Here is a 22,602-nt window from a genome sequence, read left to right on the forward strand (position 1 = left end):
TGTCATCGCCACGAAAGGACATCGCCGCATGTTCCGCCGAGGACCCGACCCTGCCGATCTGCCCATGCCCCCGGACCGCTATGCCGAGCTGGTGCGCCGTCGCGAAGCCGAACCACGCCCTTCCGCGGTGCAACCCGTGCCGCCGCGACAGCCGGCGCCCTCCACCAGCGAGCTGGCCAGGGAACTCCTGGCCGAGGCCGCGGCCCGTCCGCTGGAGAGCGGCGAACTGCTCCTGCTGAGCGAGGAGGCCAGCCTGGCCGACCTGGAGCAGGCTGCCGCGGAGATCGCGCTGGCGGACGCCGACCTCGCGGTGGCGGACGAGCCGCCGCTGGCCGCGTTGTCCGCACCCCGGCTGCTGAGCCCTCGAATCTGGGAGGCTCTGGCCTGGTCACCGCCGCTGGCGGAGCATCTGCGGCTGCTCGAGGCGGCGCTCCTGGCCGGCGCCACCGTGGGCGTGACCATGTTCGTGGGCCACCTGGAGACCTTCCCCGAACGCGTGGAGCATCTCATGCGGCTGCGCGATCTGAGCCGTCGGGCGGCCGACAACGGCGGGCGACTGGTGCTGACGGTGGCGCTGGCCGATCCCGCCACCCTGCCGGCGACCGATCCGCAGCTGCCGGAGGTTGTCGCCGCGGCACGGCCCACCGTGGCCGACACCGACCGCCGGCACGCCACGGCCCTGGCCCGGCTGGCGCTGGGTGTGGGCGTGGTCCGCGACTAGCTGCGCAGCAGCCAGTCGGTCCCGTAGATCTCGGCGGGGAAGATCACCGGCACCAATCCCAGCAGGAACTGCCGGAGCTTCAGTGCCAGGTGGTTGGCGTGGTGCACGCCACAGACCGTGCGCAGGAAGCTCTCCAGGGTATGGACCTGGATCTCCACGGTGAACCGGTAGGGCGCCTGGCCGGGGTAACGGCCCGGGAACAGGATGTCCATGTCGCCCTTGAATACCCGGAATCCCCTGCCGCTGTGGAGGTTGAGACTCATGCCGCTGGGGGTGGGGCCCAGGGTGTCAGTGATGTTGCGCCAGACGAACGGGTTGCCCATCCCGCCATCCAGCAGCGAGATCAGGTCGTCCAGGGAGTCCTCGTCGTGGACGATGAACATGGCGCCGAGGATGTCGCCGATCTCGTCGGGATTGTTGATCCCCTTGCGCAGCATCTTGGAGAGCAGCGAGCCGCTGCGGTGCTGGCGCATCTCCTGCCAGCGCATGCGCTCCATCACCCGGTGCTGGCCGTCGACCACCTCGTAGCTCACCCGATCCACCGAGCGCTTGAATCGGCAGTTGTAGTAGAGGATGTCCAGGCCGATTTTGCGGGCGCCGTCGCGAGCCTCGATGAAGGTGGTGTCGAAGTGCCAGATCTGATCCTCGGGGCGCGGCCGGACCGAGTAGTGGATGGTCTCGCCGTCCTCGTCGGCGTGGAAGCCCACGTTGACCCCGTAGTGCTGGGTCTTGTGCCGCCAGAGGCAGTGGTCGAGGAGCTCCTCGAAGTAGGCGAGGTGCAGCGGGCCGTCCTGGATGTGGCGCGAGTGATCGATGTCCAGCAGCAGATTGGCCAGGTGGAGCTTGCGCCGCGCCTCGAAGCTGCGGCGCGGGTCGCCCTCGGCGAAGGCCAGGCCCATCAGTTCGCGGAGGTCGTGGCAGGCGGCGACCTCGGGCAGGATGGTCACGTGGCGTCCCACGGATTCGGGGAGCAACGAGATGGTCGACTGCAGATAGACGTCGGCCTCGCCCAGGAATTCGGCCACGATGAGCACGTCGTCGGGACCGGGGGGGATCTCGCCGTGCGCCTGGCGCAACGGGCGCACCAGGCGCGCGGCCTCGCGGTGGTAGGCGGTCTCGTCGCGCTGGATGCGTTCGTGGGTCAGCTGGAGGAAGCGGCGGATCCGCGAGGGGCTGTCGAGGAAGTGGGGATGCAGCAGCGGATGCGCGGAGAAATCCACCTCCCAGCGGATGTCATGCCACGAATCCATGATCCGGTCGGCGCGGATCCACTGCTCGTTCATCTTCCTCCTGTGGTGGGGGGCCGGGCCGGGCCCGACCCCCGCCGTGCTCAGATGGTATCGAGGACCCGGGCCAGGTCGGCCTCCAGGTCGGCGTAGTCCTCGCAGCCCACGGCGATGCGCACCAGGTCGTCGGTGATGGCGGCCGCCAGGCGCTCATCCGCGGGGATCCCGGCGTGGGTCATGCTGGCCGGGTGTTCGATCAGGGTCTCGATGCCGCCCAGGCTCACCGCCAGGGTGGGCAGTTCGAGGTTGTCCATGAGCTGCTTGCCTGCCACGAGGCCGCCCTTGACCCCGAAGCTGATCACCGCCCCACCGCCGCGCATCTGCCGGCGCGCCAGCTCGTGCTGGGGGTGGCTCTCCAGGTAAGGATAGCGCACCCAGTCGATCTTGGGGTGATTCTCCAGGAAATGCGCCAGCTTCACGCTGTTCTCCTGCGCCCGTTCCATGCGCAACCCCAGGCTCCTGATGCCGCGCAGCACCAGCCAGGCCTGGTGGGGATCCATGGTGCCGCCCAGGTTCTTGTGGACCTTGAGCAGCCGGGCGTACAGCTCGGGCTCCTTGGCCACGACCATGCCGGCGACGACGTCGGAGTGGCCGTTGATGAACTTGGTCATGCTGTGAAGGACGATGTCGGCGCCGAGTTCCAGCGGGTTCTGCAGGAGCGGGCTGCAGAAGGTGTTGTCCACGCAGAGCAGCGCGCCGTGGTCGTGGGCGATCTCGGCGATGGCGGCGATGTCGGCGAGCTTCAGCGTGGGGTTGGCCGGGGTCTCCAGGAAGACCAGCTTGGTCTCCGGGCGCATGGCGGCGGCCACGTTGGCCGGGTCGGCGGAGTCGACGAAGCTGGCCGAGATGCCGAAGCGCGGATACTCGGTCTCGAGCACCATGCGGCTGGGGCCGTAGAGCGACTCGGTGCAGACGATGTGGTCGTTCTGCGAGAGCAGCGCGTAGTAGACCAGGTTCACCGCGGCCATGCCCGTGGCACAGGCCATGCCGCCGTGACCCTTCTCCAGGATCGACACGCTCTCTTCGAGCGCCATGATCGTGGGATTGCCCAGGCGGGTGTAGATGAGCCCACCATCGGCGTCGCCGCGGAACGAGGCCGCTCCGTGGTCGGCGTTCTTGAAGGCAAACGTGCTGCTCTGGTAGATGGGCACCGAGACGGCACCAGTGGCCGGATCGGTGTGCTGGCCGGCGTGGATGACCTGGGTCAGACGGCCCAGCTTCTCGATCTCATGCATGGCGGATCTGTCCTTCCTCGAGACGGTGAATGCTGGAGTACGGCCGGCGGCGCGGACCACGCCGGCCACCTTAGGGTGGTCACATCCGTCGCCGGCGTCAACTCCCGCGCGGCAGGGCGCAGCTTGTTCCGGTCCGGCCCGCCATTTATCATAGCTGGGTTGTTCCAGTCCGCCCCGACGCCATCCCCGGAGGTCCGCCATGTTCGCCATCCGTCCGACCCGGCCGCTGCTGCGCGCCATCGTGCTGGCCGCAGTGCTCTGCGCAGCCCTGGCCGGCCAGGCCCAGCAGGCCTGGAATTTCATGCCTAACAACGACATGGGTGCCGTGACCTGGCGCCAGGACCACCCTGAATGGGACGGCCGCGGCGTGGTGGTGGCCATCCTCGACACCGGGGTCGACCTCTTCGCGCCGGGCCTGCAGACCACGAGCCAGGGCCTGGTCAAGGTGCTCGACGTGCGCGACTTCTCCACCGAGGGCGACTGGTCCACCGAGGCCGCGACCTGGGACGCCGACGCCGGTGTCTGGCGCGCCGAGGACGGTCTGCAGCTCAAGGGTGCCGGCTCCTTGAAGGTGGTGCCGGCCGCCGACGGCAAGGTGTTCATCGGCGCCATCCGCGAACCCGAGTTCCTCAACAATCCCGACGTCCACGACCTCAACGACGACGGCGACACCGGCGACGTCTTCGGGTTCCTGGTCTGGCAGGCCGACCGTGCCCAGGCCGAGGCGGCGCTGGGCGAGGGCGCCGGCTACGCGCAGCTGGCCGCGCTCAACGAGACCGCCGCCGCGCGCGTGGCTACCGAGCGCGCCTCGCAGCGCGTCTGGCTCGTGGCCGTGGACACCAACGCCGACGGCGACCTGGCTGGCGAGCGGGTCCTGCGCGACTACCACGTTAACTTCGACAGCTTCGGCCTCGGCAGCGACAGCGCGCCGGAGAGCCGCACGCTCATGGCCTGGTCGGTGAACGTGCGTCAGGACGAGGACTTCCTGGGCGCCCCCGAGGCGCCGGTCGCCGAGTTCCACTTCGACGACGGCGGCCACGGCAGCCACTGCGCCGGCATCGCCGCCGGCCACCAGGTCTGGAACCAGGAGACCATGGACGGCGCCGCCCCCGGCGCGTTCGTGATCAGCTGCAAGCTGGGCGACAACCGCCTCGCCGGCGGCGCCACGCGCACCTCCAGCATGAAGAAGGCCTACGAGCACGCAGTGGAGTTCGGCAAGCGCTGGGGCCTGCCGGTGGTGGTGAACATGAGCTTCGGCATCGGCGCCGTGGAGGAGGGCGACGACGCCATGGGCCGCTGGCTCGACGAGCTCATGGCCGAGAACCCCGACTTCTACGTCTGCACCAGCGCCGGCAACGAGGGGCCGGGCCTGTCCACCGTGGGCCTGCCCGCCACCAGCGAGAGCCTCATCTCGGTGGGCGCCTACCTCTCGTCCACCACCGCCCGCGACCTCTACGACGCCGACCTGCCCCGCAACACCATGTTCGCCTTCTCGAGCCGCGGCGGCGAGACGCCCAAGCCCGACGTGGTGGCCCCCGGCTCGGCGCTGTCCACGGTGCCCGGCTTCGACGACGGCTCGGCGCGCTACAACGGCACCAGCATGGCCAGCCCCGAGTGCGCCGGCGCCGTGGCGCTGCTGCTCTCGGCGGCGCGCCAGGAGGGCCTCGTGACCCACTGGGGCCTGGTCAAGCGCGCGGTCATCGCCGGCGCCAGCCGCATCGAGGGTTTGACCCTGAACGACCAGGGCGGCGGTCTGGTGAACGTGCCGGCGAGCTGGCCGGTGCTGCGCGAACTGGCTGCGAGCGAGTCGGCCCACCAGGTGCTCTGGTACCACGTGGAGACGCGCTGCCCGTTCCAGAGCGACGGCCTGGCGTCGGCCGCCTACTGGCGCGTGCCGGGCGGCGTGCCCACGGCGCCCGACCGCGTCGATTTCTCGATCGAGCCCGTCTTCCACCCCGACCTCGGCCCCGACGAGCGCGACAGCTTCCTGCGCAGCTTCTCGTTCAAGAGCGAGGCCGACTGGCTGAAGGTCGTCACCGGCAAGGACTACGTCCGCGGCGAGCGCGCCATGACCGTCTCGCTCCAGTACGACGGCGGCAAGCTCGAGGAGCCCGGCCACTACGCCGCGCGGGTCATCGGCAGCCTCGACGGCGGCGACCTCTCGGGCCTGGCCGGCCGCGAGTTCTACCTCTGGAACACCGTGGTCGTGGGCACGCCGCTCTCGCCCGAGAACGGCTTCTCGGTGAGCTGGGACGGCAAGGACTTGCCCGCCAGCTGGGTCCACCGTTACTACGTGGACGTGCCCGCCGGCGCCAGCGCCATGCGCGTGCGTCTGGAGGCGAGCAAGGACACCGGCGCCGGCAAGGGCGCCCGCGTGCTCACCGAGATCTGCGACCCCGAGGGCCGGGTCCGCGGCGGCTTCGCCGGCTACGCCAGCCGCGACGGCGATCCCATCAAGGACATGACCGTCCTCGAGCCCGAGCTCTTTCCCGGAACCTGGGAGATCAACGTGGTCGCCTCGATCATGGCCATGGAGGACAGCGACTACCGGCTGACCGTGAGCTGCGACGGCTACGATGCCGAGCCCGCCACCATCAGCAAGCTCAAGCGGCCGGGCGCCGGCAAGGATGCCAAGGCCACGTTGAGCGTGACCCGCAGCTTCCCCGGCGTGTTCCGCGGCGCCGCCAACGCCGAGGTCGCGGGCTGGCTCAAGGAGCACACGGTCGAGCTGGAGAAGACCGACGAGTGGTCGTTGCCGTTCACCCTGGACGCCGCCACGCCGCGCGCCGAGTTCCACCTGGAGATGACCGAACAGGTGGCCAACCTGCACACCGACTGTGCCGTGAACATTCTCGACGCCAGCGGTCGCGCGGTGCGCCAGACCGGCTTCGACGGCACCGAGGTGGATCTGGGCGTGTCGCTGCCGGCGGGCCAGAGCGAGGCGCGCTTCACGCTGCAGGTGGTGGGTGCGTTCGCCATCGCGGCCGACATGAAGGACTGGGGCTTCGACGTCGAGGAGCGCTACTACTTCGCGGCCCCGGTCACGGCGTCGGTGGACGGCCCAGGGCGCGGACCGCTCCGGCTGTACTGCGGGGTGCCCACCGAGCTGGAACTCGCCTTCGCGGGCGAGTGGCCCGCGGCTCCCGACGGCATGGGCTACTTCGGCGCGGTGGAGTTCCGCGACGAGGACACCAGCGACAAGCGTCCGGGCGACCGGGGCGGCCGCCTGGTGCTCTCGGTGCCCATCGCGGTCGAGTAGCCACGGTCCCGGATCCGGCCAGGAGGCCCGCGGCGCCGGCGCCGCGAGCCTCGCTCTTGCTGGGGCCGTCCCGCCTGGTGTAGAATGTCCAGCGCTCCCCTCGCCTTCCCATCCAGAGGAGTCCCCTTGCGCAACGTTCTGCTCATCGCCGTCGACACCCTGCGTGCCGACCATCTGGGTTGCTACGGCTACGCGCGACCGACCTCGCCGCGCCTCGACGCGCTGGCCGCCGAGGGCGCGGTCCTCGACGCGTTCTGGTCGGCCTCCAACTTCACGGCGCCGGCGTTCACCTCGCTCTTCACCGCGTCGTATCCCCAGCAGCACGGCGTCCTCGAGTTCCACCAGCGCGTGCGCACCTCGCCGGTCAAGAGCCTCCTCGATGCCGCCGGCTATCGCACCGGCGGCGTGGTGACTTTCCGCTTCTTCAAGAGCCTCCTGCGCGACATCTGGGGTCCGAGCGAGCTGGTCACCGAAACGCGCAGCTTCGACTTCGCCAAGGAGCTGCCCCGCGCCGTGAGCGCCGGCGCGAGCGAATGGCTGCGCGAGCACGGCCGCGGCCCGCAGCCCTGGTGCCTCTTCGTGCACTACGACGGCCCGCACGCGCCGTACCGCCTGCCCGCCGAGTTCGCCGACCGCTTCGATTCGGTCGCTGCCGAGCGCGTCGACAGCGAGGTTCGCCGCATCATGTTCCCCCAGGACCTCGAGCGCCTCGACCCGGGCCAGGCGGTCACCGACGACACCATCACCGACCTGATCATGCGCGTGAACCGCGGCCGTCGCTCGCTCGACCCCGCTACGCTGCAGTGGCTGCGCGACAAGTACGACGCCTCGATCCGCTACAACGACGAGGCCATCGCCGAACTGCTCGACACCCTGACCGAGCTCGACCTCGCCGGCGACACCGTGATCGCGGTGATGAGCGACCACGGCGAGGAGTTCCTCGAACACGGCCAGTTCACCCACGGCCAGATCACGCTCAACGAGGAGATCATCCGCACGGTGGGGGTGGTGCGCGAGCCGGACGGCGTGCTCGCCGGGCGCCGGATCGCCGCGCCGCTGAGCCACGTCGGGCTGTGGCCCACGTTGCTGGAGCTGGCGGGGCTGCCCCTGCCCCAGCGGCTGGCCCGACACTCGTTCCGCGCCGCGCTGCGCGGCGGCGCGCCGCCCACGCAGGCAGTGCATTGCCAGGGCAAGTTCAAGACCGCGGTGCGCCAGGGCGATCTCAAGCTCATCCGACCGGTGCCGTTCCCGGGCCTGTCGCGCCTGGCGCGGCTCAAGCTGGTGGCGCGCATGATCCAGCTCGGCCAGTACCGCGAGGAGCTCTACGACCTGGCAGCCGACCCTCACGAGCAGACCAACCTGGCCGGCGACCGCCGCCGGCGCGAGCCGCTGCGGCGCCTCATCCGCGAGCTCCACGCCACGCCGCCCCAGAGCGCCGCCGAGATCGACGCCGACGAGAAGGCGCGCATCGAGCAGGAGCTGAAGGACCTGGGCTACATGTAGTCGCTGGCCACTTCGGTGGGGATGAGCTTGCCGGGGCCGTAGCAGCCCATGACCACGTGGGGCTTGGCGGCACCGTGGAAGTCGCTGCCGCCGCCGCGGTGCAGGCCGAGCTCGTCGGCGATGGCGCCGTAGGCCGCGAGCCGCTCTTCGGTCACTCCGGTGTAATAGACCTCGAGGCCGTACAGCCCGTGGTCCTTGAGCCGGGCGGCCAGGTCGCGCACGCCTTGCGCGTCGAGCTTGAGCTGGCCCGGGTGGGCGAGGATGGGCTTGCCGCCGGCCTGGAGCACCAGCGCCACGGCGTCCTCGGGACCGAGTCGGAAGCGGTCGACGTAGGCGGGACCGCCCTTGCCGAGCAGGTCGTCGAAGGCTTCCTGGTAGCTGGGGACCAGCCCCTTGGCGGCCAGGGTGCGCGCCATGTGGGGGCGGGCCACCACGTCGCCGCCGGCGAGCGCGCTCACCTCGTCCAGGGTCACCAGATAGCCCAGCTCGTTGAGGCGGGCGATGATCTTCTCGTTGCGCCGGTGACGCCCGCCGCGAATCTCGAGCAGCGCCGCTTCGAGGGGGCCGTCGTCGTCGGGCACGTCCAGGCCGACCAGGTGGCAGTTGCCGTCGTCCCAGGTACAGGAGATCTCCACCCCGCAGACCGGGCGCAGGCCGACCGCTGCGGCGCGTTCGCGGAAACGCCGATGGCCGGCGGTGGTGTCGTGGTCGGTCAAGGCGAGCACGGAGAGGCCGAGACCGGCGGCGTGGTCGACGAGTTCCTCGGGGGTCAGCGAGCCGTCGGACTGGTCGCTGTGGCTGTGCAGGTCGACGAGCATGGGGTGTCCTTTCAAGCCTGCACGAGCAGGGGCACGGTGTCGGCGGCGCTGCCGGCGAAGAAGGCATCCGCGCGGGCGGTGATGCCGCTGGGTTCGAGGTTGAACTCGGCGACGAAGGCGCCGGCCGAGCGGGCGATGTCGACCAGACCGGCGGCGGGATAGACGGCGCCCGCGGTGCCGATGACCAGGAGGACGCGGCAATGCGCGGCCGCCACGGTGGCGTCCTCCATGGCCTGCGGCGGGATCCCCTCGCCGAACCACACCACGCCCGGGCGCAGCAGGGCCTGGCACTCGGGGCAGCGCGGGGGGATGGGCAAGGGGACGCGGCGGTCCTCGGCCGTGTGGTGACAGCGGGTGCAGCGCAGTTGCCAGATGCTGCCGTGGAACTCGACCACGCCGCTGCTGCCGGCCTGCTGGTGGTAGCCGTCGACGTTCTGGGTCACCAGGGTCAGGCGCGTGCGGCCGGCGAGTTCGGCCAGCGCATGGTGGGCGGCGTTGGGCTCGCTGGCGGCGATGAGGCCCCGGCGCCAGTCGTACCAGCGCCAGACCAGTTCGGGGTCGCGGGCGAAGGCCTCGGGGGTGGCCAGCTCCTCGGGCCGGTACTGCGACCAGAGGCTGTCCTGGGCGCCGCGGAAGGTGGGGATGCCGCTGGCGGCGGAGATTCCCGCGCCGCTGAGGACGCAGACCGGAGTGACCGGGCCCAGGCGGTCGCGCAGGTCGGCGAACTGCTCGTGATGATGGTCGTTCATGGCGGCTCCTGGCTGCGGGCGTCATTCCCCGCGCTTGCCCCGGCGGATCCCGTGGGCCATGATCGACCCAACCCGCCCGTCATGCAACCGGGAGAATGCCACGATGCGCCGTCCGATCCTGCTCGTCCTGTGCCTGCTGACCACCGCGCTGGCGGCGGGAGCGTCGCCGCCGCCGGTCCATTTCCGGCTTGGCGACGAGGCGGCGCTGCCGGTGGCCCGGCTCTGCGAGCGGGTCTGGCAGGAGCGTGGCACGGCCCTGGCCGAGGCGATCTTCCCCGCGGGAGCGCCGGTCGACACCGTGTTCTGCCTGGTGCTGCGCAGCGCGGAGTTCGCGGGTTTCTTCCAGCACAGCATTCCCGACTGGGGCGTGGGCGTGGCCATGCCGGGCGGTCGCGTCATCGCTCTCGATCATGAACGCCTGCCCACCACCGGGCCGGGCCCCGAGGCGGTGTTCATGCACGAGATGGCCCACGCGCTCCTGTTCCAGGCGGCGGGCGAGGCTCGCCTGCCCACCTGGCTGCACGAGGGCGTGGCCATGCAGGCCAGCGGCGAGTGGCGCTTCAGCGACACGGTCGGCGTGATCCTGGAGGGGCACCTGCCCTCGCTGGCCAGCCTGGATGGGCCGTTTCCCCGCCACGCGGGCGCGGCCGACCGGGCCTACCGCACCAGCCTGCTCGCCGTGAACTGGCTCGAGGGACAGCACGGCCCGCAGGCGGTCCGGCGGGTGGTGGAGGCCTCGCGGCGCCTCGGTGATTTCGATGCCGGCTTCACCGCCGCCACGGGCGAGCAGCCCGACCAGTTCGAGAACCGCTTCGCCGGCGCCATGCGGCTGCGCTTCGGCTGGGTGCTCCTGATCTTCCGCTGGCCCACGCTGTTCGTGATCATGGCGGTGGTGTTCACCGCAGGGGCGTTGCGCAAGATCATTCTCGGCCGCCGCCGCGATCTCGATGATGACCGGACGGATCCCGCCTGATCCGAGGCTTCCCCGGACGTCCTCCTGGCTCCTCGCGCGTCCTTGCAATCCGCACGACCGCGGACAGGCAGGTTTTGCCGGCTGCCCGATCTGCCGTTCGGTCCGATTACTTGCCATATAAGACTTTCGCGATCCTGAAATGGTAACCCCCTTTCAGACAGGATTTTGCGTGGAATTCGGGCGGTTGGATCGCCTGGTCCCGGGCTTGCAACTGCCGGCTGATGGCGGCCCGCGGGGGCCGGACCGGGCATTCAACGGCAGAGGTGGAGCACGTGAACCGCATCCGCAAGACCGGACAGATCCTGCTGGTGGCGATCCTGCTGCTGGTGGCGGGCGCCGCCAGCGCCGACGAACTGGTGGAAGTGACCTTCGGCTGGGCGTCGTGTCCGGCCGCCGACGAGGACGGCAATCCCTGCGCCCTTGCCGTGCGCTACGAGGTCTTCCTGCAGAAGGGCGGCAGCGCCGAGGAACTGGTGGCCACCGTGGACGCCGACACCCTCTTCACCCTGGCCGCCGAGCGCGGCGTGGTGCAGCGCATCCGCGTGATTGGCTACGACAGCCTGGGCCGTCCCTCGGTCCCCAGCGAGTGGTCCGACCCCATCTACTTCGACGTCGAACGGACGGGCGAGAATCCGGGCGAGCTGCCGCCGGTCGAGCCCATGCTCAACCCCAACTATCCGAACCCGTTCAATCCTGAGACGCGCATCGCCTACGGCGTGCCCGAGGGCGCCGAGACCGGCACCCGCATGGCGCTGGAGATCTTCAACCTGCGCGGCCAGCGCCTGCGTCATTTCGAGGTGGATCCCGAACCCGGCTGGCACGAGGTCACCTGGGACGGCCGCGACGATTTTGGCCGCATGCAGGCCACCGGGACCTACGTCACGCGCTACATCTGCGGCGACAAGGTGGAAGTCACCAAGATGACCATGGTGAAGTAAGCACCCGGCTCCGCACGCACCGGCTTTCGCATCGCGCCCCGAGAGACTATCTTGGGGCGCGCCTTTTTGACTACCGGACCCCCGGCGACCACGTTATCGCGAGGATGGCACATGCAGGACGCCTCCGCTCCCAAGCCCCCCAGTCTCATCAAGCTCGGCAAACTCGCCAACACCAAGAAGTTCGACCAGCTCGAGGAACACTGGCCCGAGGCCGTGGCCAATCCCGAGTACCCGGTGGAGGACCTGCTGGCCCTGTCCGGCCAGGTGTTCCGCCTGGGCGAGCGCGTGCAGGCCGACACCTTCGCCAGCGCGGTGATCGAGCAGGTGGAGAGCCGCGACGGCGCCGCGGCGGCGCTGGACGCCGCCCGCGAGGGTGCGCGCCAGATGCCCACCAAGGCCCCCGGCGTGCGCCAGCATCTGCACCGCCTCTACCTCGCCGTGCACGCCGACTTCGTCGAACTCCCCGGCCTGATCGCGCTCCTGGCCGGCGAGGACGAGGACCAGGCGCAAGCCCTGGCCAAGCTCGATCGATACTGCGACCTCCAGCCCGGCAGCTTCCTGGTGGACTACAGCTTCGTGATGCCCGGCCTGGTGGAATCGGTCGACGCCGACACCGGTCTGCTGATCGTCCGCTTCGAGGAGCGCCGCAACGAGTACGGCCCGGCCACCATCGAGAAGGCCTACCCCAAGCCCGCCGACTACTTCCCGGCGCTGGTGCTCTACGACCCCGACCGCCTGCGCAACCTCGCCGACGAGGATCCCTCCGAGTTCGTCAAGCTCGCCATCAAGGCCGACCTCGACGGCGTGCTCTCGTACAAGAACCTCAAGAAGCACGTGACCACGCTCCAGGGCGATAAGGGCTGGAAAGCCTGGTGGCCCAACGCGCGCGAGGTGCTGCGCCACGACCCGCTCATGGGCATGGGCGCCGGCTCGCAGCCCACCTTCCGGATCATGCGCCAGGCCGACCGCTACGAGGACCGCCTGCGCCGCCGTTTCGACCGCGAGAAGGATCCCGTCGAGAAGCTCAAGCTGGTGCAGTCCTACCTCGACGAGACCTCGCGCAAGGGCGCCAAGTTCGACGCCGACCCGGAGCTCCTGGTGCACTACGGCAACGGCGCCGCCAAGGTGGCGGTCTCGGTGCTCGCGGAGCAGCCGGCCCTGGCCCTGGCCGGCCTGGCCACCCACGCGCGGGTGGCCGCCCGCGGGGTCGAGGTGGCCAAGCCGAATCCCCGCGCCGCGCTCCAGGTCCTCGGCCGCATCCCCGACAAGGGGGCGCTGGTGAGCGACCTGCCCGAGCAGCTCCTGAACCGGACCCTCGACTACCTGCGCGAGTCGCAGCCCGACCACTGGGCCGAGGTCTGGTGCGCCGTGATGCTCCGCGCCGGCAAGCGCCTGTGCGACATGCTCGGCCGCGGCCTCCTCGAGGGTGGCAAGTCGGCCGAACTGCGCGCCACCATGGGCCAGGCGGTGACCCGGCCCACCGCGAGCCCCGACCTGATCATCTGGCTGTGGCGGGGGCGCAACGGCACGGGCCCGCTGGGCCGCGCGCTCCGCGACTACACCGAGCTGACTCCCTACCGCTGCCTCGAGGCCCTGCTGGTCATGACCAACGCCGTGGGCCACCTCTATGCCGTCAGCGGCGAGGAGCGCCACCTCAAGGTGCTCGAATCGGCCCGGACCGATCTGACCTGCCTCAAGGCCCAGCCCCTGCTCGAGGTGATCCGCGAGGCCGATCACGAGCAGCTCCAGGCGCTGCGCCCGCTGATGAGCGACAACGACGGCCTCAATCCAGCCCTGCGTTCACGCCTCAAGCTGATGCTGCGCGCGGAACACCCCCTGCTGTTCACCGAGCAGACCCTGCCCTGGGCCGACGAGACCCTGATCTACACCACCGAGGCCGGACTGCGCCGCACGCAGGATCAGCTCAACCACATCATCGAGGTGGATATCCCCGAGGTGGCCAAGCAGATCGGCGAGGCCGCCAGCCACGGCGACCTCTCCGAGAACAGCGAGTGGACCGCCGCGCTGGAGAAGCGCGACCAGCTGGCCAGCCGCGCCACCACGCTGGAGGGGGAGCTCAAGCAGGCCAAGGTCATCGATCTGGACATGGCCGACTCGAGCTACGTGAACATCGGCACCCGGGTGCGGGCCCGCGAGCAGGCCACCGGCGAGGAACACCGCTTCACGTTCCTGGGTCCCTGGGACACCGACAGCGAGCAGGGCATCCTCAATTACCGCGCCCCGCTGGCCCTGGCGTTCATGGGCAAGAAGGTGGGCGAGACCGTGGTCTACGGCGACAACGACGATCGCCGCGAGTGGGAAGTGCTGGCGGTGGAGCCGGCCATCGAGTAGCCGCCGCCTCGGTCGACGGTGGGCACGTCTGCGTTGACCACGACGGTCGCCGCCAGCAGCAGGCCGTTCGACAGGATGAGACGTTGCCCTGGAATCCCCCTCTCCGACAACGCGGCTGGCTGTCAATCGACGCCGCGGTCGAAGCTCCCGTACACCGCGGCCTGGTCCTGGGGCATGACCACCATGTCCATGACGGCCACGTGGTCGGGTCGGGTGGCGCAGTAGACCACGCAGTCGGCGACGTCGCTCGCAGCAAGCGGCGGGAACTGCCGGTAGACCTGGTCGCTGCGAGCCTGGTCGCCGTGGAAGCGGACCAGTGAGAAGTCGGTCTCGACCATGCCGGGATCCACGCTCGAGGCCCGCACCCGGGTGCCGAGCAGGTCCAGGCGCAGGCCCTGGGTGATGGCGGCCACGGCGTGCTTGGTGGCGCAGTAGACGGCGCCGCCCCGGTAGACCTGGTGGCCCGAGATGGAGCCGATGTTGATGACGTGGCCGCGGTCGCGCGCCACCATGCCCGGCAGCACCGCGCGGGTCACCCACAGCAGCCCCTTGATGTTGGTGTCGATCATCTCCTCCCAGTCGGACCACAGGCCCTCGTGCACCGGCTCGAGCCCGCGCGAGAGGCCGGCGTTGTTGACCAGGATGTCGATGTCGGCCCAGGCGGCGGGCAGGTCCGCCATGGCGCGGTCCACGGCCTCGCGATCGCGGACGTCGAGCACGAGGGTGTGGGTCTCGACGGGCAGGTCGGCGGCCAGCGCCGCGAGCTTCTCGTCGCGCCGCGCGGCCAGGATCAGGCGGCAGCCCTGATCGGCGAAGGCCTCGCAGCAGGCGCGGCCGATGCCGCTGCTGGCGCCGGTGACCAGCACGATCTTCTCCTTGAGCATGGTGTCCTCCGGGACGATGTTCTCGAGCGTTGTTCCGTCCGGCACGATAGCATACCGACCAGCGCCGTGGTAGAGTGGGTGCGCCTTCTCCCCGACCACCTCCGGAGGTAGCCATGGACCCCATCACCGCCGCCGTCCGCGACCAGTACGACCTGTTCCCTTATCCCGACGGCAGCCCGGTCCTGCGCGTGTGCTGGGACGTGCGCTATCTCCTGTCGCGGGTCCAGCAGCCGCGTCCGGACGGCAAGCGTGGTCTACGTGCGCTGGACGCCGGCTGCGGTCGCGGCCTGGGCCTCTGCGGCGCCGCGGTCACCCAGCCCGACGTGTCGTTCCTCGGGGTCGACATCTCCACCACCGCCCTCGATCACGCCCGTCGCCATGCCGCTCAGCTCGGGCTCGACAACGTCCGCTTCGCCGAGGCGGACCTCATGACCCTCGTCGGCGTCGAGGTGCCCGCGGACGGTTTCGACGTGATCTACTCGAGCGGGGTCCTGCACCATCTGGTCGACCCCGCCGCCGGGCTGGCCCGCCTGGCTGAGACGCTGGCGCCCCACGGGGTGATCCAGTTCATGGTCTACGGCCGGCACGGTCGCGAGGCCCTGAAGCGCTTCGCCACCGCGCTGAAGATCCTGCTGCCCGCCGACCTGCCGCTGGCCGAGCAGGTGGCGCCCGCGCGACGCCTCTGCGCCGCCGCCGAACGCCACCTCTTTCCCGGCACGCCGTGGGCGGACAGCGACCAGGTGAGCGACGTGGAGTTCGTCGACCGCTTCCTCAACGTGAACGAGACCGACTACGACGTGCCCGACCTCTGGGATCTGGCCGCGGGGGCGGGCCTGCACGTGGTGGGCTGGAACGAGCCGGCGGACTGGGATCCCGCGCTGCTGGTGGACGAGCCCGAGCTGAAAACGCGGTTGCGGGCCCTGCCGTCACGGGAGCGTTTCCGGCTGGTGGAGCTCCTGACCCAGCGGCCCAAGCTGGAGTGCCTGCTGGCCCACGCCGCCAACCCCGCCCGCAAGCCGCCGCGGACCGAGGACCTGCAACGCACCACCTTCGTGGTCAATCCCGACGTGACGTTCTCCCGCGAGGTCCGCAACCTGCGGGCCGCCCAGCGAACCGAGAGCCTGCGCGTCAGGATCCGCGCCCGCGAACCCCGGGCGCTGCGGCCGGGCCCCGAGGCCCGGGGCGGCCTCCTGCTGGCCGGCCAGGCGGTGCCGTTCACCGGCAAGGAATTCGTCCAGGCGCTGGCCAAGGAGGGAGTGAATGCCGGGCAGGCCGAGACCGTCCTGGCGCATTTCCTCACCTCGGGCGTGGTCTACCGTCCGCATCCGGTGGACCTCTGAGCGACGCCGGGTCCGGAGTTCTGCGATAATGTGATCCTTTCGCAACTTTATCCTGGGATAATTCCTCACAAACAGTCGTGCTCCGCCGCCTGCTCGCCATCCGCGGCGCGAGGTCGTGTGGCCATTCCCCCCCACCTGGAGGGCCTTCCATGAGTCTTGCCAAGAATCTCGCCTGTCTGCTGCTCCTCTTGCTGGCCGGATCCGCCGTGGCCGGCGAGCTGGCGCCCGGCCTCGAGGCCTACCTGGCCGAGAAGCACGACGGCGGTGCCGTCCGCGCGCTGCTGGTCCTCGAGGACCAGGTCGACGTCATGGCCATGGACCTCGACCTGCACTACCAGCGTGCCGACCTCGCCCAGCGCCACTTCCGCGTGGTGACCGCGCTCCAGGAGAAGGCCCGCCTGACGCAGGCCGACCTCCTGGCCGACCTGGCCGCGCGCCGCGGCGCCGGCATCGACGGCTACAAGCCCTACTGGCTGATCAACGCCGTCCTGGTGGTGGGCACCGAGGACGCCGTGCGCGAACTGGCCGCTCGCCAGGATGTGGCCGTGGCCGAGATCGATCTCATGCCCGAGCTCATCGAGCCGGTGAAGGTCGAACCGCTCAGCGAGAAGTCGCGGGCCATCGGCATCGCCCCGGGCATCGTCGCCTCGGGCGCGCGCCGGGTCTGGAGCGAGCTGGGCATCGACGGTGCGGGCGCCCTGATCGGCTCGCTCGACACCGGTGTCGACGGCAACCATCCCGCCCTCGCCGCTCGCTGGCGCGGCAACCACGCCCCGGCCGCCGAGTGCTGGCTCGACGTGGTCTACGGCGGCACCACCACTCCCGCCGACCAGCACGGGCACGGCACCCACACCACCGGCACCATGACCGGACTGGCCGCCAACGACACCATCGGCATCGCCCCCGGTGCCGAATGGATCGCCGCCAACGCCATCGACCAGGGCGCCAACCCCGGGTTCGACAACGATATCCTCGACTGCCTCGAGTTCTTCACCGACCCCGACGGCGACCCCGGCACCCTGGACGACGTCCCCGACGTGGTGCAGAACTCCTGGGGCGTGAACGAGAACTTCTCGGGCTATGTCGACTGCGACAGCCGCTGGTGGGCCGCCATCGACGCCTGCGAGGCCGCCGGCGTGGTCCTCTGCTGGTCCGCCGGCAACGAGGGCCCCTCGAGCCAGTCGCTGCGCTCGCCCGCCGACCGCGCCACCACGCTCTACAACTGCTTCAGCGTGGGCTCGACCCAGTACTACGCGCCTTACACCATCAGCAGCTTCTCGAGCCGCGGCCCCGCCGGCCCCAACTGCGGCCCCGCGGAGAACCGCACCAAGCCCGAGATCTCGGCCCCGGGCAGCGACATCTACAGCGCCGCGCCCGGCGGCGGCTACCAGTACATGAGCGGCACCTCCATGGCCGGGCCCCACGTGGCCGGCGTGATCGCGCTGATGCGCGCCGCCAACCCCAACGTCGACGTGATCACCATCAAGCAGGTGCTCATGGAGACCGCCAACGACCTCGGCCAGGCCGGTGACGACAACACCTACGGCCACGGCTTCCTCGACGCCTACGAGGCCGTCATGGCGGTCATGGGCGGCCTCGGCTACGTGGAGGGCACGGTGCGCGACGAGACCTCCAACCTGCCCATCGCCGGCGCCCAGGTCACCGTGGCCGAGGGCTTCCAGAGCTTCACCACCGAGGCCGACGGCTTCTACCGCCTGATCCTGCCGGTGGGCGACGCCACCCTGCAGGCGGAGGCCTTCGGGTACGACGACCTGTCCCTCACGGTGACCGTGGTCGAGGACGAGACGGTCGACCAGGACCTGGCCATGGCCCTGCTGCCGTCGGCCATGATCAGCGGCACCGTGCATCTGCCGGGCTACCTGCCTCCCGACCAGGCGCCCGCCGCGGGCGCGGTGGTGCTGGTGGCCGACACGCCGCTCGCCGCGGTGACCACCGGCGCCGACGGCCGCTTCGCGTTCACGCTGCCCGTGGGCGAGGAGTACGTCCTGCGGGCCGGACTCGGCGGCCAGGGCGCCCTGATCCAGTCGGTGCCCCTGGACGGCGACCTCGATCTGGACCTCTACCTCGCCGCCCTGACCCAGGACGGCTTCGAGACCGGCGATCTGAGCGCCATGCCCTGGACCACCAGCGGCAACGCTGACTGGTACGTCCAGTCCAGCGAGGTCTACGAGGGCAGCTATGCCGCACGGTCGGGCAGCATCGGCAACTATGCCAGCTCCACGCTGCAGGTGACCCTGGACTGCGGCGCCGGCGGCGAGATGAGCTTCATGTACAAGGTCTCCTCGGAGGCCAGCTACGATTACCTGCAGTTCTACGTCGACGGCTCGCTCCGCGCGGAGTGGGCGGGCGAGGCCGGCTGGGCCGAGTACACCACCCTGGTGTCCGCCGGCAGCCACATCTTCCGCTGGACCTACGACAAGGATGCTTACGTCTACGACGGCCAGGACTGTGGCTGGATCGACAACGTGACCTTCCCCGGCGGCGCCGCGCCGAACCCCGTGTGCATCCTGGCGCCCTGGGAACTCGCCGCCGTGCTCGATCCGGGCCAGTCGGTGACCCTGCCCTTGCTGGTCCTGAACCAGGGCCAGGAGGATCTGGAGTTCACCGCGAGCGGTGACGGCTTTGCCTCGGTCAGCGATGCCAGCGGCACCCTGGCGCCCAGCGGCTATCACCTGGTCCCGGTCACCCTGGACAGCGACGGTCTGCAGGCCGGCTACCACAGTGTCGACGTGACGTTGGCCAGTAACGACCCGGCGAATCCGACCCTCCAGGTGCCGGTGCAACTCGAGGTGACCGGCAGCACCACCGCGGTGGGTGACGCGCCCCAGGCGTTCACGCTGCTCGGCGCCGTGCCCAACCCCTTCAACCCCCAGACCACCGTGCGCTTCTCGCTGCCGGTGAGCGGCCACGTCGACCTGCGCCTCTACGATGTGCAGGGCCGGTTGGTGCGTACGCTGATCGCCGGCGTCCGGCCGGGCGGTCTCAACGAAGCCCGCTGGGACGGCCGCGACGACGCCGGTCGCGCCGTGGCCTCGGGCACCTATTTCGCACGTCTGCAGGCTGGTCACGAGCAGCGTGTGAAATCGCTGGTTCTGGTGCGTTGACGCGCTGGAGTCAGCGATACCTCGCACACCGCCGGTGGTCCAACCACCGGCGGTGGCGTTATTTATCCCTGAGTGGCGACGGTGGACGCGGGGCTTATCATAGCATGATTTGCGTTACCATCCCTGTCTGTGGTATCATGGTAGATCAAGATTCTGTTGCCTCCTGGACCTCGATATCGGACCGCGACAATGTCGAGGATTTCAGGAGGTTTTTGCAGAAATCGCGTAGCCGCGGTATTATTTCCAACCAAACCAGACGGACTTCCCGCGCCCGCACCCTCCATCCCCCATCGAAGAGGATGCCATGCCTTTCACCTCACGAATCCTGCTGACCGGTCTGCTCGCCCTTGTGCTGGCCGGTCCCGTCCTTGCGGGTCAGTTGACCCCCGGCCTGGAGGCGCTCCTGGCCGAGAAGGCTCCCGACGACAACATCGAGGTCCTGCTGGTCCTCAAGGATCGGGTCGACGTGAAGTCGCTCGACCTGCAGCTCCATTCCGCCAAGGCGCCGCGGGCCGACCGCCACGCCACGGTCCTCGCCTCGCTCCAGGATCGCGCCGCGGCCACCCAGTCGTCGCTGCTGGCCGACCTCGAGGTCCGGCTCCAGCTCGGCGAGATCGAGTCCTACGAGTCGTTCTGGATCATCAACGCCGTGTCGGTGGTCGGTCGCGAGGACGCCATCCGCGAGCTGGCCGCGCGTGACGACATCGACGTGGTCGAGCGCACCCTGCCCATCGAGCTCATCGAACCCGTGACCGCCGGCGGCGACGACCTCACCCTGGCCATCGGGATCACTCCCGGCGTGGTCAACGTCGGCGCGCGTCGCGTGTGGAGCGACCTGGGCATCAACGGCTCCGGCGCGCTGGTCTGCAACTTCGACACCGGCGTCGACGGCAACCACCCGGCGCTCTTCGCCAGCTGGCGCGGCCGCAACAATCCGGCCTCGGAGTGCTGGCTCGACCTCAGCGGCGGCAGCTCGTTCCCCTACGATGCCGACATGCACGGGACGCACACCATGGGGACCATGGTGGGCCTGGCCAGCAACGACACCATCGGCGTGGCTCCCGGCGCCCAGTGGATCGCCGCCAACACCATCATCGGCGGCAGCCTCAACTCCAAGTTCCTGACCTCCATGCAGTGGCTCATGGATCCCGACGGCGATCCCACCACCACCGACGACGTGCCCGACGTGGTCAACCACAGCTGGGGCGTCAACGAGAGCTTCGGCTACCCCGACTGCTACAGCGCCTGGTGGGAGACCATCGACGCCGCCGAGGCCGCCGGCATGGTCCACTGCTGGGCCACCGGCAACGAGGGCCCCTACGGCGGCACCGTGCGCTCCCCGGCCGACCGCGCCACCACCGCGTACGACAGCTTCAGCGTGGGCAGCACCTCGGCCTACCCGCCCTTCAACATCAGCAGCTTCTCGAGCCGCGGCCCCGCCGGCCCCAACTGCGGGCCCGAGGAACTGCGCATCAAGCCCGAGATCGTCGCCCCCGGCGGCAACATCTACAGCTCGATCCCCGGCGGCGGCTACACCTACATGGGCGGCACCAGCATGGCCACGCCGCATGTGGCGGGCGTGGTGGCGCTGATGCGCTCGGCCAACCCCGAGCTCGACACCATCACCATCAAGCAGATCATCATGGACACCGCCCTCGATCGGGGTGCCGATGGCGAGGATAACATCTACGGCCACGGCTTCATCGATGCGTACGAGGCGGTCCTGGCGGCCATGGAGGGTTACGGCCTGGTGGCCGGTACCGTGATCGACGAGAGCACGAACCTGCCCATCGTCGGCGCCGAGGTCACCGTCAGCGGCAGCCAGCAGCGGCAGGTCACCGACGAGAACGGCGATTTCCGGCTGAGCCTGCCCGCCGGTCCGGCCACGCTGCAGATCTCGTTCTTCGGCTACGAGGACTTCGCGGAGACCTTCGAGGTGCCGGCCGGTGAAGAGATCAATCCCGAGCTGGCCCTGGTGCTGTTGCCGCAGGTCACCTTCAGCGGTACGGTTCACGCGCCCGGCACTTCGGCTCCGGGGCAGGCGCCCCAGGAGGGCGTCAACGTGGTGATCGACGGCACGCCGCTGGCCGGCGTGACCACCGGCAGCGACGGCCGGTGGGAGATCGCCGTTCCCAGCGGCACCGATTACACGGTGCGCGCGTCGCTCTCGGGCCAGGGCTCGGTGGCGCAGACCCTGCCCGCCGACATGGACCGCGAGTGCGACCTCTACCTGCGTGCGAGCGCCGAGGACGGCTTCGAGTCGGGCGACCTGGCCGGCATGAACTGGTCCGACGCCGGCAACGCCTACTGGTCCGTGGAGTCCGGCGACGCCTACGAGGGCAACTTCGCCGCCCAGTCGGGTGCCCTGGGTTCGAGCCAGACCTCGATCCTGCGCCTGGACGTGGACGTGCCCGTCGACGGCGAGCTGACCTTCTGGTACAAGGTCATCGGCGGCAACGGCACGCTGGCCTTCTGGGACGGCCTGGCCACCATCCAGTCGTGGGAGACCGCGGACTGGACGCTGTACAGCTACCCCGTCACCGCGGGCGAGCACACCTTCCGCTGGCGCTTCAACACCACCAGCGAGGGCGGTTCGGGCGACCGTGGTCTGATCGACCTCGTGGTCCTGCCGGGCGGCGACGCGCCGGCACCCCGCGCTGTGGTCAGCCCCTGGACCGTGTCGGTCGAGGCCGCGCCCAGCTCCATCACCGAGACCACGCTGCTGGTGCTGAACCAGGGCGTGGAGAACCTGGGCTGGTCGCTGAGCACCAGCGCCGGCTGGCTGGATCTGGATCCGGCCACGGGCACCATCCTGCCTGCCGGCTACGAGGCGGTGACCCTGGCCATCGACACTTACGGCCTGGCCGAGGGCAGCCACAGCACCGAGCTGACCCTGGTCAGCGACGATCCCGACAACCCCGTGCTGCCGGTGCAGGTCCTGCTGCAGGTGGGCACGACTACCGCCGTGGGTGACGGCACCCCGCAGGCGTTCGCCCTGCAGGGCGCGGTGCCCAATCCGTTCAACCCGCAGACCACGGTGCACTTCAGCCTGCCCGCGAGCCTGAGCGTGCGCCTGCGCCTGTACGACGTGCAGGGCCGCCTGGTCCGTTCGCTGGTGGACGGCGTGCGCCCCGCGGGCGCCAACCAGGTGCTCTGGGACGGTCGTGACGACAGTGGTCACGGCGTGGCCAGCGGCACCTACTTCGCGCGGCTCGAGGCCGGTGGCCTGACCAGCGTGAAGTCCATGGTGCTGGTGCGGTAACGCCCGGTCCGATCCCCCGACGAGGAGACCCCGCTTCCGGAAGGAGGCGGGGTCTTCGACTTTTCTGGCCCTGCAGCACGATCTGATATCAACGCACCGTTCCAGCGGAGAGGACGTTCAAACCACTCTTTTGTAAAGGCTTATGAGGCAGCAACCC

14 protein-coding genes are annotated in these 22,602 nt (G+C 70.0%); 9 read left to right on the forward strand and 5 right to left on the reverse strand.

Translation table 11 applies throughout. The features are described from left to right. The first annotated feature begins 28 nt into the window (after positions 1 to 28). The gene (locus IFSED24_RS00780) at positions 29 to 721 is read left to right on the forward strand and encodes a hypothetical protein (protein ID WP_491333321.1); all 693 of its coding nucleotides are present in this window, start codon (positions 29 to 31) and stop codon (positions 719 to 721) included. Here IFSED24_RS00780 and IFSED24_RS00785 read toward each other — a convergent pair. Further along, on the reverse strand, positions 718 to 2,004 hold the full coding sequence (locus IFSED24_RS00785) for a hypothetical protein (RefSeq protein WP_491333322.1): 1,287 nt from the start codon (positions 2,002 to 2,004) through the stop codon (positions 718 to 720). The genes IFSED24_RS00780 and IFSED24_RS00785 overlap by 4 nt on opposite strands. 47 nt (positions 2,005 to 2,051) lie before the next feature. Next, positions 2,052 to 3,242 carry a trans-sulfuration enzyme family protein gene (locus tag IFSED24_RS00790; protein ID WP_491333323.1) on the reverse strand — a complete coding sequence of 397 codons (1,191 nt, stop codon included), beginning with the start codon at positions 3,240 to 3,242 and terminating at the stop codon, positions 2,052 to 2,054. Positions 3,243 to 3,441: 199 nt separating this feature from the next. Here IFSED24_RS00790 and IFSED24_RS00795 point away from each other — a divergent pair, with 199 nt between their 5' ends. Together IFSED24_RS00795 and IFSED24_RS00800 are read left to right on the forward strand one after the other, a co-directional pair. Beyond that, positions 3,442 to 6,501, forward strand: coding sequence for a S8 family serine peptidase (locus IFSED24_RS00795; RefSeq protein WP_491333324.1), 3,060 nt, complete (start codon positions 3,442 to 3,444; stop codon positions 6,499 to 6,501). Between the two features lie 126 nt (positions 6,502 to 6,627). Further along, positions 6,628 to 8,004, forward strand: coding sequence for a sulfatase family protein (locus tag IFSED24_RS00800; protein ID WP_491333325.1), 1,377 nt, complete (start codon positions 6,628 to 6,630; stop codon positions 8,002 to 8,004). Here IFSED24_RS00800 and IFSED24_RS00805 read toward each other — a convergent pair. Then, positions 7,995 to 8,822: a PHP domain-containing protein gene (locus IFSED24_RS00805; protein WP_491333326.1), complete on the reverse strand. Its 828-nt coding sequence runs from the start codon at positions 8,820 to 8,822 to the stop codon at positions 7,995 to 7,997. The two genes, IFSED24_RS00800 and IFSED24_RS00805, sit on opposite strands and share 10 nt — an antisense overlap. A gap of 11 nt (positions 8,823 to 8,833) precedes the next feature. Then, the gene (locus tag IFSED24_RS00810) at positions 8,834 to 9,571 is read right to left on the reverse strand and encodes an SIR2 family NAD-dependent protein deacylase (RefSeq protein WP_491333327.1); all 738 of its coding nucleotides are present in this window, start codon (positions 9,569 to 9,571) and stop codon (positions 8,834 to 8,836) included. 103 nt (positions 9,572 to 9,674) lie between these two features. Between IFSED24_RS00810 and IFSED24_RS00815 the strand changes: the two genes are divergently transcribed. The 3 genes from IFSED24_RS00815 (at position 9,675) to IFSED24_RS00825 (ending at position 13,834) form a co-directional block, all read left to right on the forward strand. Next, positions 9,675 to 10,544, forward strand: a complete 870-nt coding sequence (locus IFSED24_RS00815; protein WP_491333328.1) for a peptidase MA family metallohydrolase — start codon at positions 9,675 to 9,677, stop codon at positions 10,542 to 10,544. A gap of 272 nt (positions 10,545 to 10,816) precedes the next feature. Beyond that, a complete protein-coding gene (locus tag IFSED24_RS00820; RefSeq protein WP_491333329.1) occupies positions 10,817 to 11,482 on the forward strand; it encodes a hypothetical protein in 666 nt (221 codons plus the stop codon). A gap of 111 nt (positions 11,483 to 11,593) precedes the next feature. After that, positions 11,594 to 13,834: a GreA/GreB family elongation factor gene (locus IFSED24_RS00825; RefSeq protein WP_491333330.1), complete on the forward strand. Its 2,241-nt coding sequence runs from the start codon at positions 11,594 to 11,596 to the stop codon at positions 13,832 to 13,834. Between the two features lie 122 nt (positions 13,835 to 13,956). Here the strand turns inward: IFSED24_RS00825 and IFSED24_RS00830 are convergent, their stop codons facing one another. Further along, positions 13,957 to 14,718 carry an SDR family NAD(P)-dependent oxidoreductase gene (locus IFSED24_RS00830; protein WP_491333331.1) on the reverse strand — a complete coding sequence of 254 codons (762 nt, stop codon included), beginning with the start codon at positions 14,716 to 14,718 and terminating at the stop codon, positions 13,957 to 13,959. Between the two features lie 113 nt (positions 14,719 to 14,831). Between IFSED24_RS00830 and IFSED24_RS00835 the strand changes: the two genes are divergently transcribed. The 3 genes from IFSED24_RS00835 to IFSED24_RS00845 all read left to right on the forward strand — a co-directional run bounded on the left by IFSED24_RS00835 (position 14,832) and on the right by IFSED24_RS00845 (position 22,445). Continuing rightward, complete coding sequence (locus IFSED24_RS00835) at positions 14,832 to 16,058, forward strand: class I SAM-dependent methyltransferase (protein WP_491333332.1); 1,227 nt, start codon at positions 14,832 to 14,834, stop codon at positions 16,056 to 16,058. A gap of 149 nt (positions 16,059 to 16,207) precedes the next feature. Next, the gene (locus IFSED24_RS00840) at positions 16,208 to 19,183 is read left to right on the forward strand and encodes a S8 family serine peptidase (RefSeq protein ID WP_491333333.1); all 2,976 of its coding nucleotides are present in this window, start codon (positions 16,208 to 16,210) and stop codon (positions 19,181 to 19,183) included. Positions 19,184 to 19,487: 304 nt separating this feature from the next. Beyond that, positions 19,488 to 22,445, forward strand: a complete 2,958-nt coding sequence (locus tag IFSED24_RS00845; protein ID WP_491333334.1) for a S8 family serine peptidase — start codon at positions 19,488 to 19,490, stop codon at positions 22,443 to 22,445. Positions 22,446 to 22,602 lie beyond the last annotated feature (157 nt).

This window comes from Candidatus Latescibacter sp. IFSED24 (genome assembly GCF_058273205.1).